Annotated in this window: 17 protein-coding genes; 6 read left to right on the top strand and 11 right to left on the bottom strand. The window is 41.5% G+C overall.

Annotation, left to right across the window (positions count from 1 at the left end; genetic code table 11):
* Positions 1-57: 57 nt before the first annotated feature.
* The 4 genes from EV211_RS07140 to EV211_RS07125 all read right to left on the bottom strand — a co-directional run bounded on the left by EV211_RS07140 (position 58) and on the right by EV211_RS07125 (position 2,734).
* On the bottom strand, positions 58-1,218 hold the full coding sequence (locus EV211_RS07140; RefSeq protein WP_133528744.1) for a LuxR C-terminal-related transcriptional regulator: 1,161 nt from the start codon (positions 1,216-1,218) through the stop codon (positions 58-60).
* A 73-nt stretch (positions 1,219-1,291) separates the two neighbouring features.
* Positions 1,292-1,606 (bottom strand): ABC transporter permease, encoded by a 315-nt coding sequence (locus tag EV211_RS07135; RefSeq protein ID WP_279222024.1) that lies wholly within the window; start codon positions 1,604-1,606, stop codon positions 1,292-1,294.
* An 11-nt stretch (positions 1,607-1,617) separates the two neighbouring features.
* The gene (locus EV211_RS07130; protein WP_133528742.1) at positions 1,618-2,127 is read right to left on the bottom strand and encodes a hypothetical protein; all 510 of its coding nucleotides are present in this window, start codon (positions 2,125-2,127) and stop codon (positions 1,618-1,620) included.
* Positions 2,063-2,734 carry an ATP-binding response regulator gene (locus EV211_RS07125; RefSeq protein ID WP_133528741.1) on the bottom strand — a complete coding sequence of 224 codons (672 nt, stop codon included), beginning with the start codon at positions 2,732-2,734 and terminating at the stop codon, positions 2,063-2,065. The genes EV211_RS07130 and EV211_RS07125 overlap by 65 nt, the downstream gene beginning before the upstream one ends.
* Positions 2,735-2,895: 161 nt before the next feature.
* Here EV211_RS07125 and EV211_RS07120 point away from each other — a divergent pair, with 161 nt between their 5' ends.
* From EV211_RS07120 to EV211_RS07110, 3 genes are read left to right on the top strand one after another with little or no spacing between them, the layout of a single operon-like run.
* The gene (locus tag EV211_RS07120; protein WP_243108562.1) at positions 2,896-4,167 is read left to right on the top strand and encodes an MFS transporter; all 1,272 of its coding nucleotides are present in this window, start codon (positions 2,896-2,898) and stop codon (positions 4,165-4,167) included.
* Positions 4,168-4,189: 22 nt separating this feature from the next.
* Positions 4,190-4,438, top strand: a complete 249-nt coding sequence (locus tag EV211_RS07115; RefSeq protein WP_133528739.1) for a hypothetical protein — start codon at positions 4,190-4,192, stop codon at positions 4,436-4,438.
* A 7-nt stretch (positions 4,439-4,445) separates the two neighbouring features.
* Positions 4,446-5,144: a LiaF transmembrane domain-containing protein gene (locus EV211_RS07110; RefSeq protein ID WP_133528738.1), complete on the top strand. Its 699-nt coding sequence runs from the start codon at positions 4,446-4,448 to the stop codon at positions 5,142-5,144.
* A gap of 357 nt (positions 5,145-5,501) precedes the next feature.
* On the opposite strand, the gene EV211_RS10735 is transcribed toward EV211_RS07110, so the two are convergent.
* The 7 genes from EV211_RS10735 to EV211_RS07080 form a co-directional block, all read right to left on the bottom strand.
* The gene (locus tag EV211_RS10735) at positions 5,502-5,645 is read right to left on the bottom strand and encodes a hypothetical protein (protein ID WP_166635400.1); all 144 of its coding nucleotides are present in this window, start codon (positions 5,643-5,645) and stop codon (positions 5,502-5,504) included.
* Between the two features lie 56 nt (positions 5,646-5,701).
* A complete protein-coding gene (locus tag EV211_RS07105) occupies positions 5,702-6,697 on the bottom strand; it encodes a virulence RhuM family protein (RefSeq protein ID WP_133528737.1) in 996 nt (331 codons plus the stop codon).
* 23 nt (positions 6,698-6,720) lie between these two features.
* A complete protein-coding gene (locus EV211_RS07100) occupies positions 6,721-7,623 on the bottom strand; it encodes an SPL family radical SAM protein (protein ID WP_133528736.1) in 903 nt (300 codons plus the stop codon).
* Between the two features lie 358 nt (positions 7,624-7,981).
* Positions 7,982-8,716, bottom strand: a complete 735-nt coding sequence (gene istB / locus EV211_RS07095) for an IS21-like element helper ATPase IstB (RefSeq protein WP_133528735.1) — start codon at positions 8,714-8,716, stop codon at positions 7,982-7,984.
* Entirely contained in the window at positions 8,706-10,184 is a 1,479-nt protein-coding gene (gene istA, locus EV211_RS07090) for an IS21 family transposase (protein ID WP_133528734.1), read from the bottom strand. The genes istB and istA overlap by 11 nt, the downstream gene beginning before the upstream one ends.
* Before the next feature lie 95 nt (positions 10,185-10,279).
* Positions 10,280-10,585, bottom strand: coding sequence for an Arm DNA-binding domain-containing protein (locus EV211_RS07085; protein WP_133528733.1), 306 nt, complete (start codon positions 10,583-10,585; stop codon positions 10,280-10,282).
* Complete coding sequence (locus EV211_RS07080) at positions 10,572-10,769, bottom strand: DNA-binding protein (RefSeq protein ID WP_133528732.1); 198 nt, start codon at positions 10,767-10,769, stop codon at positions 10,572-10,574. Before EV211_RS07080 ends, EV211_RS07085 begins: the two co-directional genes overlap by 14 nt.
* A 166-nt stretch (positions 10,770-10,935) precedes the next feature.
* On the opposite strand from EV211_RS07080, the gene EV211_RS07075 reads away from it, so the two are divergent.
* From EV211_RS07075 to EV211_RS07065, 3 genes are all read left to right on the top strand, one after another.
* Positions 10,936-11,538, top strand: a complete 603-nt coding sequence (locus EV211_RS07075; RefSeq protein WP_133528731.1) for a helix-turn-helix domain-containing protein — start codon at positions 10,936-10,938, stop codon at positions 11,536-11,538.
* A gap of 83 nt (positions 11,539-11,621) precedes the next feature.
* The gene (locus EV211_RS07070; RefSeq protein WP_133528730.1) at positions 11,622-12,845 is read left to right on the top strand and encodes a hypothetical protein; all 1,224 of its coding nucleotides are present in this window, start codon (positions 11,622-11,624) and stop codon (positions 12,843-12,845) included.
* Positions 12,846-13,011: 166 nt separating this feature from the next.
* Entirely contained in the window at positions 13,012-13,389 is a 378-nt protein-coding gene (locus EV211_RS07065; RefSeq protein WP_133528729.1) for a transposase family protein, read from the top strand.
* The last annotated feature ends 103 nt before the right edge of the window (positions 13,390-13,492 follow it).

Below are 13,492 nucleotides of genomic sequence, written 5' to 3'. Positions count from 1 at the left end.
TTTTAAATGCTATGGTATGCTGATAACAGTGCCGTTTCAACAAAAAAACGGGCCTTTTTACACGACCAGATTCTTAAGCTGGCTCTTTTTTTCTATGCAGAGTTTACCATAAATACCGGTCAGTACATTTTTCACTCTGCCTGCAGACAGATGCATCCGTTTGGCGATCTCCTTGTACGTGGCCCCCTTAGCCGCCAGATATGCGATCTGGTATTCCTGAGCAGTAAGTAGTGTCGTTATATTTTCCCTGGTAAATTTATTGTGAAATGATATCCAGTTCTTAAACGAGCTTTCCCAAAGATCCTCTACAGGCTTGCGATATTCCGGATATAGGCGTTGCAGGCACTTATCCATTAGGCTGCCAAGCGTAGTAAAACTGTCGGCGAAAGGCGTGATCATGCCGCAGGGCAAGCCGAGGTCCATGGCCGCACAAAGGGAAGCTTCTGCCTGTTCTTCCTCGCCCAGATCGTAATGAAAGATGGCACAGGCGATGTGATCATTCAGGTCCATCCAGTTGAAGGTAGTCTCGTTCTCACGCAATGCCAGATATGTCCTTGCGACCGCCAGTGCTGAGGTCACATCCCCAATATTTCTCAGATGCAGAATATACAGGCTGAGCAGGAAAGGCGTCAAATCCTTTGGGAACATTGAAAAATCCATATTCTTAAGCCACTGTGGCGTCATCCCCGGCGCGGACATGCTGACTGCTGCTACAGTTTCCGGCAGAGATATCAGCAACAGAGAAGCCTCGTCATAACCAACCTTTCTGAGTCTTTCCACATAGGCCTGCACTTCATCATATGTATCATAATCGCCGGAGCTAATGGCCGCTACTGTAGCCAGGCAGGCAGCCGTAAGCTTGCTTTCATCGGAATCGTCTTTTGAAAGAAAGTATTCCTTCGCCGGTCCTTGATTTCCCCGGCGGTAAGCCAGGTCTGCCTCCGCCAGCTTTTCAAACTCGCGGCTCTCGCCAGGAATGGCGCCGTGAGGCTCAGCCCGTTGTATCTCCATTGACGCTAGATAATACAAAGGCTTATTTTTGTGCCCGGATTTCCTATGCCTGCGGGGATCGTCAGGCTTCACCGCGTCAGCCGGAACCAGCCAGCGATTGGCCTTTTTCACAGCGCCGGGAACGCGGCCTTCACTCAGGAGTCTTTGCACGTTGCGCACTGACACGCCCCAGACTTCGGCAATTTCTTCAGACAAAATATAATCCATAAGGTCCTCCTTTTGTTCAAGCAGTATCTTATGGATATATTCGCACAAACGCATAATTTTACGGTTATTTTTGCTAAATTTGCTCGCTTCTTATGGTCTCGATGATGTTCTGCCTGTCCAGTTTATGGACGGCGTAGCGGACGGTGTCCCAGGTGATCAGGAAAACCACCAGGACGCATAGGATCAGCGAGAGCCACGGCAGTGTGTAGGACACCGGGAACATGGACCGGATGGGCAGGTTGATGGCTACGGTAATGGCCAGACCCACTGGTATGCCTATAGCCAGGGCTTTCAGTGAACAAAGTATACTCTCGTAGTTGAGCATGGATCTGAGGCTTTCCGGCGTCATGCCGACGCTCCGCAGAACGGCAAATTCCCGTGCGCGCATCATGACGTTGGTCAGACAGGGTGCTGATGACGTTGGTCAGACAGGGTGCTGATGACGTTGGTCAGACCTATGAGCATCAGAAGTATCGCGGACCCGGCAGGAACGCCGGCAGCCTTACAGATCTTGGCGTAATTCTTAATGTCCAGGGTTATGATTTCCACGGACATTTCCGACCGGTCTTTTCTGCTCTTCAGCTGTGACCTGATGTCGGCGTTGATCAGGGAATTCTGCACTTCTGTGTAATATGTGTCCAGGTCGGTGCCCATGCCAAAGACTTCCGTGTCGCCGTAGTCGCTCAGCTTTTCTGCGACCTTATCGCAAAGTCTGCTGTCTATGGGCTTCAAATACTTGATTTCATTCCTGCCTGTAGTCTTGTTGGTTTTCTCCGTGTAGCCCGACGAATAATCGGATATAACTGTCTCATTTATATTGATTTTCATGTAGTCCTGGATACCTTCAGACTGACCCACCAGACCGCCCAAGGCTACGAAAAGTATCACGCCTACGGAAAGTGAGATCACCGTGGCCCTTCTCGCTTTTAGAATACTCGAATCTTTTGAATATCCTAGCGCATTGGACATTCTCCATGCCTGCTCCGCTGTCAGTGATAGATATCCATCTGTATATAGGATTCTCGCCGCTGTCAATGAAAATCGTCGATCCCTCCGGCGAGTATTCCAGGGCGGTCAGTTCCACCTGACTGCCGCCGGCGAACACTCTGGCAGCCCCTGTGTCTATGGTCACATTTCCTACGGTAAGGATATCCTGGCTTTCGCCGCTGCTGAGAGTTCTTCTGACCCGGGCCAGGAGTTCTCGCAGTTTGAATGGCTTGGTGATGTAGTCGGCCGCACCTTCGTCAAAGGCTTTTACTATCTTGTCCTCATCGTCAACTATGGTCAGGAATATGATCTGGGTGTCAGTGTTTCTCAGCCGCCTGCTTATATCAAATCCTGTCCCGTCAGGCAGCTGCAGGTCAAGAATTGCCAGGTCGAAACTGCCCGTCAGGGTGGCTGCGACAGCTGTTACTATATCTTTGCAATGGGTCGCCTGGTACCCCTCATTATCCAGGGCATAGACCAGACCCGACCCTATCATCATATCATCCTCTACTAACAGTATACGTTTCATATACGCGCCTCCAACCTGTAGTTTCTGTCATATTACCATACATTGCGCCGTAAATCCATACCTCCTACCGCCGAATAGTTACCTGTCACCCAAAAGCCATTTACAATTAACGTCCCTTTATATAAAATAGTGACATCAAATGCAAGCAAGGAGGAATCGATTTGAAATTACTGAACAAAGATTTTATATTAGTCCTGATCGGCCAGATTATTTTCCTCTTCGGGAATGCCATCATGCGCTTCGCACTGCCGTTGTATCTGCTCAACCAGACAGGGTCGGCGGCATTGTTCGGCATGGTGTCGGCGTGCGCATTCGTGCCCATGATACTGGCAGCGCCTGTCGGTGGAATTTTTGCAGACCGGGTGAACAAAAGGAACATCATGGTCATATTGGATTTCACTACGGCCGCGCTGACCCTGGGGTCCACCTTAGTTCTAGGACGTATGGATCTCATACTTTTGATCCTGGTGACGCTGATAATCCTGTACGGGATTCAGGGCGCCTATCAGCCTGCCGTTCAGGCAAGCATACCTGTCCTGGTGCCAAAGGCCCAGATCGTCCAGGCTAACTCCATGGTGACTCTGGTCAATTCACTGTCATCGCTGGTAGGGCCGGTCATCGGCGGAGCTGTATTCGGATTCTTCGGGATCATGCCTATCCTGGTGGTTTCCATAATCTGCTTCCTGGCTTCGGCTATTATGGAAATATTTATTAATATTCCATTCACGCCGCAGCCAAATGACGAGAACATTTTCAAAATGGGGCTTAACGATATAAAGGGAAGCTTTCACTATATGCTTTACGAGAAGAAGATTATCCTGAAAGGCTCACTGCTTGTGGCTGCCATCAACCTGCTGCTCAGCTCCTGCGCCATGATAGGTCTGCCGGTGATCGTCACCCAGCACCTGGGATTCTCTGCTTCAGTGGCTAATTCCATGTACGGGTACATCGAAGGATTCATGGGTGCCGGAAGCCTTGCCGGCGGCATCCTCGCCGGGGTACTGGCTAAGAAAATCGGTCTCAACAAACAGCACATAGTACTGCTGCTGTGCGGCCTGATGTTTCTACCCATGTCGATAGTTATGTTCTTCGACTTCGGTCTCTGGATCTCGTACTTTACTATTGCAATAAGTTGTTTCCTCATGATGGCTCTGGCTTCATTCTTCTCAGTGCAGATGATGGCTTTTCTCCAGATCATTACGCCGGAGAAAATGCTTGGGGAAATCATTTCCTGCGCCATGTGCCTTGGCATGTGTGCAACGCCGCTGGGGCAGGCCATCTACGGGATCCTCTATCAGCAGTTCAGTAGTTACATATCCGCTATAATCTTTGTTGTAGTAGTACTGACCTCCGCCCTGGCCCTAGGGTCGAGAAAGATGTTTATCACTATGAATGTGCCTGCTTTAACTGAAGTTAGCAGTAGACAGGCGTAAATTGTTTGGATATAATTGGGATATGAATATTAAGATTGGAATAGATACAACACTCGACGAGAGTGAAATATACATCAGATGCCCGGAGGTCACCGAGGATATCGTCAAGATGCAACGCATGATTTCCGCCATGGATTCCAAAGCCCAGCAGATGGTTTTCTACATGGACGACAAGGTGGAATTCCAACATACACATAAAATCGTATATGTTTCCAGAAATTACTTCAAACCACTTAAGTGCATTCTGGACAACCGCTTCATAGAAAGGTAGGAACAAAATGAAAAAGAACAGTATTTTCTGGGGGATCATGCTGCTGCTGGCAGCAGCTTTCCTCATAATAGGCAAGCTTGGATATTTAGGCGGCATAAGCGCCTGGTCCATTATATTTACTATTTTCCTGGCTGTAATAATGATCAAAAGCATACGCCCGCTGAATTATTGGGGCATATTATTCCCCATTGCATTTCTCTGCATAATATATGACGGGCAGCTGGGCATCGAAACTCTCACCCCATGGACGGTGCTGATAGTTGCTTTCCTGGGTTCCTGCGGTCTGTCACTTATATTCCCTCCAAAAAAGTGGCACAAATCGAGTCATGACGACGAGCCCTTCGATTTCTCTGAAATTGATTTCGACGATGACAGTAATGTCAGACAGAATACCCGCTTCGGCGCTACAGTCAAGTACATAAATTCCGCGGACCTGAAAACCGTGGATCTGGTCTGCCACTTCGGCGGAGTCAAGGTCTACTTCGACAAGGCGCAGATACAGACCAGCGCAGTAGTTCACCTGGACGTATCCTTCGGCGGCGTTGAAATGTATGTTCCCCGCGAATGGAAAGTTGAGAACCATACTAGCGTAAGCCTTGGCGCCGTTGAAGAAAAGGGTATGGGCGCCGTTGCAACAGCCGACTCGCCTATGCTGAAACTGGTTGGGACAGTCAGCCTGTCCGGAGTTGAGATAATCTATATATAGTATTCATGTCATTTAGTGTTGATTTTTTAAAAATATTCGTGTAAATATGCACGAATATTTTTTAGTTTTCGCACTGACGACATTTATCAAGGAACTCTGCAACATTGACATAATCTCGCAGATAATCTCCCACGCTGATTGTTATTTCATACTTTTCAATTCTCATTTTTTCTCCTCAGCTTTAGATTTATTGCTATGTAGCTGGATTCGTTGTTTTATATATTTTCTTAAGCCTGCTATAAACGCTCGTGCTGATTTTGTATTTTGAATTATGATAGTACATAATATTATTCTGATCAAAAGTAACAGAAGCTTCATCTTCGCCGTCGCTTATATACAAAGTATATAGACCTGACTTTACATAGATTTCGGCATACCTGCCATTATATCGGCACTTAACTGAATAGCAATTACAGCCCGTTCCCTCTCCGCCAGGGTGACGTCCTCCCTGTTAATCTTTTTACCATCTATGATGAAATATATCTCTGGTTTCTCACTCATATCGCTGACCTTCCCGTCTGATGCAATACTCTTCTCCCTATTTCAAACTCGGAATTCTATTTCTTAGAGCCCTTCTTTGCATCACTATCTGCTAGTTTAATAATTTCCATATACGCTTCTTCTACTGGTGAAAGCGTCGCTGTCTGATACTTGCCGTATTCTTTCTTTGCCTTGCTCATAGCCTGATCATGACTGATTTTTCCGGCATCGGACAGTAACTCCCGGCCACCTGATTTTAACACTAAATCCAACTGTGTCACATAGTCATTCATATACATTAGCCTATGCTCGATAGCACTGATTTCAGCCAAATCGAAATATCCTGACACAAGATTATTTAATATCTTCAATTCTTCTTCACTCAGGTAATTCTTCGCTACTCCTATATCCTTCAAAGCGGGGATTTCACCAGTAAAAGAAGTCAATCCCATAAATGGTTTCTCCGCATCGGCACGCTCAAATATAACCTCTGCCGCAGTATGTCCGTGGGCAGCAAAGTGCAATTTATTCTGTACTATCTTGAAAAACTTTATTGACTCATTACTATGAGGATCGTAATCTACGCTTGTCGAATATAGATCAAGGACTTGTCTGTAAAGCACCTTCTCCGAAGATCTGATATCTCTGATTCTGTCCAGCAACTCTTTCCAGTAATTGCCGCCGCCATTTCCCTTCAGGCGCTCATCATCAAGGGTGAAGCCCTTTATCATATACTCCTTGAGTCGTTCGGTTGCCCACCTACGAAAACTGGTAGCAATCGAAGATCTCACTCTATACCCCAACGAAATTATCATATCAAGGCTATAATATGTTATATTATAGTTCTTACCATCAGAAGCAGTTGTTCGGAATTTCCGAACAACTGAAACTTCGTCCAGTTCGCCTTCTTCAAATATGTGTTTAATATGTTCACTTACATTGGATTTTGATGTCTGATATAGCTCGGACATCTGTTGTTGCGTAAGCCATACTGTCTCATCCTCCATCATGACATCGATGCTCGTGTTCCCATCTTCGGCCTGATATATTACTATTTCTCCATGATCACTCATCTTATAAACCCCACTCCTATCTATCATATCAATTCCATTGACAGTTGTTCGCTGTCGCATTCATATTCTGACTTGTATGCCTTGATTATATCTGCCATCCTATACAGGATACCATACTTCTTACAATTAGATGTAAAAAGCTTTCGAAGTTCTCTGTGATTCGGACTGTTGCAGACATAATTATTCCCAAACTGTTTCAGATACTTACTTTTCACCATCGGAAATTTGTCATCGATCTGCTCGAAGAAGTAGTCTCTTTGATTTGTCCTGAGAGTGACGCCGAATCCGGGGTAAATGAACCTAGTTCCGCACTGGTGCGCTTTCTCAATTATCCCGATTATATTCTCCGGCGTATCATTAATGAATGGCAAGATAGGCGTCATCATAATGCCTGCGTAGATCCCTGCATCGGTCAATTGCCGGATCGCGTCGAATCGTTCTGAGGACAAAGATACCCTCGGCTCGATCATTCGACTTAATTCATCTGATGCAGACGTAATGGTGATCTGACAAATGGTCGGGGAATGTCTTCTTATCCTGGCCAGCAGGTCTATATCACGAGTTATCAAAGCGCTTTTGGTAGTTATGGAAATACCAAAATAATTGAAGTCTATCAGTTCCAATGCTCCTCGGGTCAGGCGGGCTTCCTCTTCATAAGGATTGTAGGGATCGCTCATAGCTCCTGTTCCTATGATACCCTTCTGCCTTTTCCCAACAAGCTGCTTGCTCAATATATCAATGGTATTTGCCTTGGCCCTGACTCTATCGAAATCATCAATGTGATAGCACTCGCTTCTGCTATCGCAATATATACAGCCATGGCAACAGCCCTTGTAAATATTCATATTGTAATTGCAGCCAAACCACTTGTCTCCGTTGGAATAACCGAAAACAATAGATTTAGCCGGTATATATTCCAGACTCATTTCAATCTCTTTTCTTGTACTGCGCTATAAGAACATTTGTTCTTTTAATTATAGCACAGCGTCCGGACTTTTACAATATGTTTTTCGGGTTGCGTGCTCTGCCTGATATTTCTTATTTCACTAAGAACATTATGTGCCGCTGTAAGGAGTGCGTCAAGGCGTAATGCATATTTTCAGACATACGTTTCATCGTTTTTTGCATATTTTTGGGCATATGTCTCGTCGTTTTTTGCATATTTTCGGACATATGATTTGCCATTTTATGCATATTTCCACTTTTAGTGTAGCATCAAAGGATCCTTGAATATTGTATATGTCAACTGAAAAATGGTCCACAATCTGATTGAAAAATGGTCCACTAAACCAGCCACTCTTTTGTGTCCTTTATCCTGTAACTATCGCCACTCATATCCAGAACATGCGCTCTATGTGCAAGGCGATCGACCAAGGCACCGGTCAGCACCGGATCCATGAAAACTTCCTGCCACCTGTCAAACATCAAATTAGTTGTTATGATGATCGAGCCTCTGTCGTTACGATTAGATAACAAATTGAACAATATCTCATTACCTTCTTTATCGAATGATATGTATCCAAGTTCATCCAGTATTACAAGATCATATTTCTCAAACTTCTTTTTATACAGACTGACCTGTTGGAGACTCATGGCCTCTTTGAGTTCGATCACAAGATTTGGGACACTGGTGAATAGCACAGTCATTCCGTTCATACAGGCTTCGATGCCTAATGCTGTTGCCAGATGCGTTTTCCCTGTACCGGGGTTTCCTATGAGGATAAGGTTCTCCTTATCCCGTATGAAATCAAGACTTTTCAATGAGTTTATCTTTCGTGACAGTTCTTTGTCATAGTGATCGGTTTTAAAATCGACCAGATACTTCTTTTGCGGGAACCTTGCAGACCTTACTCTTTTCTTTTGCCCGTTCTCAAGCCTGAGATTTACTTCACGATCCAACAGATCCTGCAAGAATTCTCCGATAGGCTGATTCACATCCTCAGCCTCACGGATCATCTCCTCACAATTGTTGAATGTGTATGATAGTTTCAAGAACCGTGCATCATCTTTAATTGACATATCCGGCACCACCTTTTCTGAACATATCACTAAGTACCTCTACCTGATTCTGTGTATTTATCGCTATGCTATTATCACTTATCTTTTTTGGCTCCGTGCTGTGTACATCTATGTCAACTGCCTTTTTCAGGATGTCTAATAGCTCGTCATAATTTTTTTCTGTGTTTTTTGTCATTATCTCTATGAATTCTCTGGTTTTTTTAGTAAAATATGTATCATAGATGGTTTTAAGTTCGGCTCTGCTTTTAAGGGCTTTGGAATTCTTTAAGGCTCCGGGCTTTTTCTTCAGTGTATCGAGATAGTGATATATATCGATCTGCATCTGTTGAGAGCCATCTATTTTTTTATGCCTGGCTATCATCCTTGACTTGCTGTACACCATTATCTCGCTCTGATATGTTTTTACTTTTACCCATTCATCGACCAAATGATCAGGCACAGAGTAGAAATTATCTTCCACCTGTATGAGACTGTATTTGCTGACTTTCTGTTTAGTTAACTTTCCGAGTTCATAAGGCGGTTTGTACGGAAGCAGGCACTTCTTCTCATCATCGATACAGGATTCGGCTTTGTTTATCTCCTGCAATCTATCAAGCATATATGCCTGTGCGCTTTCCAGATCGTCGAATTTGTATTTCTTGGAAAAAATAGCGTTGCGTAGCTTCTTTACGCTGGATTCCACATAGCCCTTCTCGTTACCGCTGAAACAGTTGGTAACATTGATTTCAAAGCCATAGTACAACGAAAGTTTTATCAGATCATCGTTCAGTTCTTTCTCATTTCGGCCTATGAATCTGGTGACTACATTCTTCATATTGTCGTAAACTACTTCGCGATATACTCCGCCGATCATTTCGAAATACCTTACATGGGAATCCAGGAATACATCTTTCTTCTGATTCGTATACAGATATGCCCATCTGAAGTTTGCTGCGGGCGATGCCAGTACTGCCATGTGATATGTACCTGCAATACCGCCTATGACCAGTTTGACCTCGCCGAAATCATATTCCAGCCTGTCACCAAGTTCATATTCTTGGCGTATATATGCCTCTCTCCGTTTGTTCTTTTTTATTCTGATGTAATCAGACAATGTCGAACGCCCTATGTCATAGCCGGCAGATATTGCAAGTTCGTGTATCTGAACGCATGTCAGATGTTGCTTATGATTGCCGAGCAGTCTGTTCTTTTCGGCTTCTTCATCAAGAACGCTGTCAACAAAGCCGTCCAGCTCATCTGTGTATTTTCTTGGTACCCGATTCGATATATCATACTTTGGTTCTGATGATACTTCTTCCTGCAATTTTTTGATAAGTTCTGGGTCATCCTCCTGCTCCAGCAAGCGTTGATTCTCGATGTAATCGTTCCAATACTTATCTACCGTTTTACGATTCATACCAGTCTGTCTGGCAATGGATCTGCTTGAAACGCCGTTACGCTTCATGTTGATGATCGTATACTTTTCCATTAATATTAACACTCCTTTTCACCTCCGAGATGAGTATACCTCATTTCGGATATTTGATAAATGAAGTGGACCGTTTTTCAACTGGATTTCTTGCTTTAATGGACCATTTTTAGATTAGCACATACAACTAATATGTTCTCTATGGTTTTTATAATTATTTTATTTATTACTCTAAAATTAATAGTTAAATTATTAAAATTATCCTTATAAAGCTCGTAAAAATCTTCAAATACCATATTTAAAGATCCTTCCATCTTAACTGAAAAATTCTTTTCGTAGTCTAAGGCCTCCTTCTTTGTTTCAAAGCCTCTTTTAAATTTCTTTTGAGTCTGCCCATCCCAATCCTCATAATAAAAGGATACATACCACTTACCTGTATTCTTATCTTTATATGCTGGCATTTGATCCCTCCTCTGCTTTGTAGATTTGCTCCATAAAGTATTTTGTGTTAATTTTTCCTCTCAAGATTAAAAAACCTTCTTCAGCAAGTTTCTTATTCATTTCCCTAATGATTTTATAAGCCTGTTGCTGAGATACATTTAATAATCTAGCTACTTCCTTTGAATCTAAAAATAGTTTATCCATCTTTTTCCTCCTTTTAGTAACATATTTGTTTCTATTTATATTTTATATAATACGAAACATTTTTGTTACTGTCAAGTATTTTTTAAAATTATTTTTTTCTTGCCTTTTTCTCTTTTATAAGTTATTCTTTATCTAGTAGCATATTTGTTTCTAAAGGAGGTTTTTTATGAGTTCTGGATATTTATTTCGTAAATTTAGAGAATTACGTGGATTAACGCAAAAAGCATTAGGCAAGAAAGTAAATTTAGATGATGTTCGTATAAGACAATATGAGCTTGATATTCGTTCTCCCAAAGATGATGTCCTAAATAATATTTCTTCAGCCCTAAATGTTAAACCTGAATATTTTAAAGATCCAAGTTATCCTTATGACTTTGAAGAAGTAATCCGTTTACTCTTTAAGTTAGAGGATTCCATCCCTATAGGGATTCGCAAAGTGGATATCAATGGTACACCAGTCCACAGTTTGGTTTTTCTAGGCCATAATATTTTAAAAATTGATAAAACCTTGGAAGCCTGGACACAGATGCAGTTTAAGTTTATGGATGAAGAAATATCTTGGGAAGAATATGAGGACTGGAAGGCAAATTGGCCTGATAGCTTAAGAGAAGACTATGAGTTTAATCCTGAGGGAAGTAAAAATACCTCTTATGAAGAATATATGGCACAAGTTCAAAAGCTTGATGATATGCAAGCAGCTAAGGAATCTTTAGCTGAAAGAAAGTTTAGAGTTGCCAAAAATAAGGTAGAAAATGAAGAAGATAAATAGACATAAAAATAATTATAGTTTTCTATTATTTAAACTTTTGTACAAGGATCTAAAAAATTATATCTTTTGATTGGAGGTTAATTATGGGCGATATAGTTGAAATTAATAACTCAAAAGTAACATCAAGTGAGGAAAATGAAGATAAGAGCAATTTGATTCAAATAACAGAGGACCTGCTATTAGATACCACAACTAATATTAAAAACCTTAATACAATCAGTATACCAATAGCTGAACTAGCTACCTTAGGCTCAGGGGTATCATCCCTCCTTCCATCACTCAGAACAGTAACTACAACAACATCAATTGACATGCAAGGCTTATTTACCGTTAAAAATTTAGCTACTGGTGATATATTAAAAATGGCAAAAAATAAAACTTATTGGGGTGCAATAAAAGCTGCTGACGGAACATCTAAGATGGCAAAATTGTCTCAAGCTGGCCCATTAACTGCAACCACAGAGGCTGTCACTGCTATAAATCCAGCAATGATAATGATGGCGGTTGCTTTATACTCTATTGAACAACAACTTAATAATATCCAAGAGACCCAAAAGAAGATTTTTCAACTTATTGAATTTGAAAAAGAATCGACTGTGGAAGCCGATGTTGAGCAACTTATCTCCATCATTACAAAATATAAACACAATTGGGATAACGATAAATTTATATCTAGCAACCATAAGATGGTAAGTGATATCCAGAGAACCGCCAGGGCTCATATGATCTCATATCAAAAGGAGATTAGTGCTACACTTGATGGAAAGAAATTTCTCTTGGTTCAAGCTCATGTTAAGACGAAACTCAGTGAACTATTAAAAAAATTTAAGTATTACAGATTATCTTTATTTACATTTTCACTATCCTCTTTACTTGAAATTATGCTTAGTGGAAACTTTAAAGAAGAATATATTTTTGGAATTAAACAAGAAATTGAAAAATTTGCTGAAACCTATAGGATGATATTTGAAAAATGCTCCGTTTATCTAGAAAATATAAGTAGCTCATCTATTGAAAGCAACATACTAAAGCACGTAGGAACTGCCAGCAACTTTATAGGAAAAACTATCGGTTCTATACCAGTTGTAAAAAAAGGAACAGCTGATGAATTTTTTCAAGATATGGGAGATAACATAAAAAAGAATGCCCTTGGAAACGAGCAAAACGTGATCAGATTATTTGCTGAAATAAGCAATCCTGAAACTGGTGTGTTCACAAAAAGAATGGCTGATATGATACAAATTTATAATCATACATCAGATATTTATTTTGACAATGAGAGGATTTATCTTGTAAAAGGAGCATAAAATAGTACTTAGATAAATAGACACAAAAAAGGCTCTATAATAAATGTTGGGGTGGTGAAATTAATTTTCACCTTCACCAGCATTTTTTAGTATAAAAAAATTGAGCATAAGTGCAATCTCAGTTACAATTATAGTGACTAAACCCAACAGAACGGAGGTATGCATTATGCTCAATACAAATTATACAGAAAAACTACTAGAATTAAAAGAGGTAATTTTATTAAATATCGAAAATACTAAAGACTCTAAGATTGTAGAATTTAAAATGGCACAAAGAATTCATAAATGTCCTAGATGTGGTGATGAGACTTCCAAAGTTCACGACTATCGTATCCAGGATGTCAAGGATATTCCAATCCTTGGCAATAATACTATCCTTAGAATACATAAACGAAGGCATGTATGCAAAACCTGTGGCAAACGGTTCTATGAGCACATCCCTCTAGTTCCAAAATATCAACGTACCACTAACAGGCTTTGGTTATATGTTTTAAAATGTTTAAATGATACAGTATCAATGAAATCAGTAGCAGAAAGTTGGTAAGTGGTAAACCACATGTACTGGATAATAATTAGGCCGCCCGGAAGGGCGGCGATTTTAGCTAAGGCTATTTGGTTTTGAAGCAGTTTTCAGGTAGTTCTTTGGA

The organism is Aminicella lysinilytica, assembly GCF_004362975.1.
In the GTDB taxonomy this organism is placed as follows: Bacteria; Bacillota; Clostridia; order Peptostreptococcales; family Anaerovoracaceae; genus Aminicella; species Aminicella lysinilytica.
This window is presented reverse-complemented; position numbering and strand designations above follow the sequence as displayed.

Excerpts from the sequence above, each read along its gene's own strand:
- EV211_RS07140 (WP_133528744.1), bottom strand. The coding sequence starts at position 1,218 with ATGGATTATATTTTGTCTGAAGAAATTGCCGAAGTCTGGGGCGTGTCA.
- EV211_RS07135 (WP_279222024.1), bottom strand. The coding sequence starts at position 1,606 with ATGCGCGCACGGGAATTTGCCGTTCTGCGGAGCGTCGGCATGACGCCG.
- EV211_RS07125 (WP_133528741.1), bottom strand. The coding sequence starts at position 2,734 with ATGAAACGTATACTGTTAGTAGAGGATGATATGATGATAGGGTCGGGT.
- EV211_RS07115 (WP_133528739.1), top strand. The coding sequence starts at position 4,190 with ATGAATATTAAGATTGGAATAGATACAACACTCGACGAGAGTGAAATA.
- EV211_RS07110 (WP_133528738.1), top strand. The coding sequence starts at position 4,446 with ATGAAAAAGAACAGTATTTTCTGGGGGATCATGCTGCTGCTGGCAGCA.
- EV211_RS10735 (WP_166635400.1), bottom strand. The coding sequence starts at position 5,645 with ATGAGTGAGAAACCAGAGATATATTTCATCATAGATGGTAAAAAGATT.
- EV211_RS07105 (WP_133528737.1), bottom strand. The coding sequence starts at position 6,697 with ATGAGTGATCATGGAGAAATAGTAATATATCAGGCCGAAGATGGGAAC.
- EV211_RS07100 (WP_133528736.1), bottom strand. The coding sequence starts at position 7,623 with ATGAGTCTGGAATATATACCGGCTAAATCTATTGTTTTCGGTTATTCC.
- istB (WP_133528735.1), bottom strand. The coding sequence starts at position 8,716 with ATGTCAATTAAAGATGATGCACGGTTCTTGAAACTATCATACACATTC.
- istA (WP_133528734.1), bottom strand. The coding sequence starts at position 10,184 with ATGGAAAAGTATACGATCATCAACATGAAGCGTAACGGCGTTTCAAGC.
- EV211_RS07085 (WP_133528733.1), bottom strand. The coding sequence starts at position 10,585 with ATGCCAGCATATAAAGATAAGAATACAGGTAAGTGGTATGTATCCTTT.
- EV211_RS07080 (WP_133528732.1), bottom strand. The coding sequence starts at position 10,769 with ATGGATAAACTATTTTTAGATTCAAAGGAAGTAGCTAGATTATTAAAT.
- EV211_RS07075 (WP_133528731.1), top strand. The coding sequence starts at position 10,936 with ATGAGTTCTGGATATTTATTTCGTAAATTTAGAGAATTACGTGGATTA.
- EV211_RS07070 (WP_133528730.1), top strand. The coding sequence starts at position 11,622 with ATGGGCGATATAGTTGAAATTAATAACTCAAAAGTAACATCAAGTGAG.
- EV211_RS07065 (WP_133528729.1), top strand. The coding sequence starts at position 13,012 with ATGCTCAATACAAATTATACAGAAAAACTACTAGAATTAAAAGAGGTA.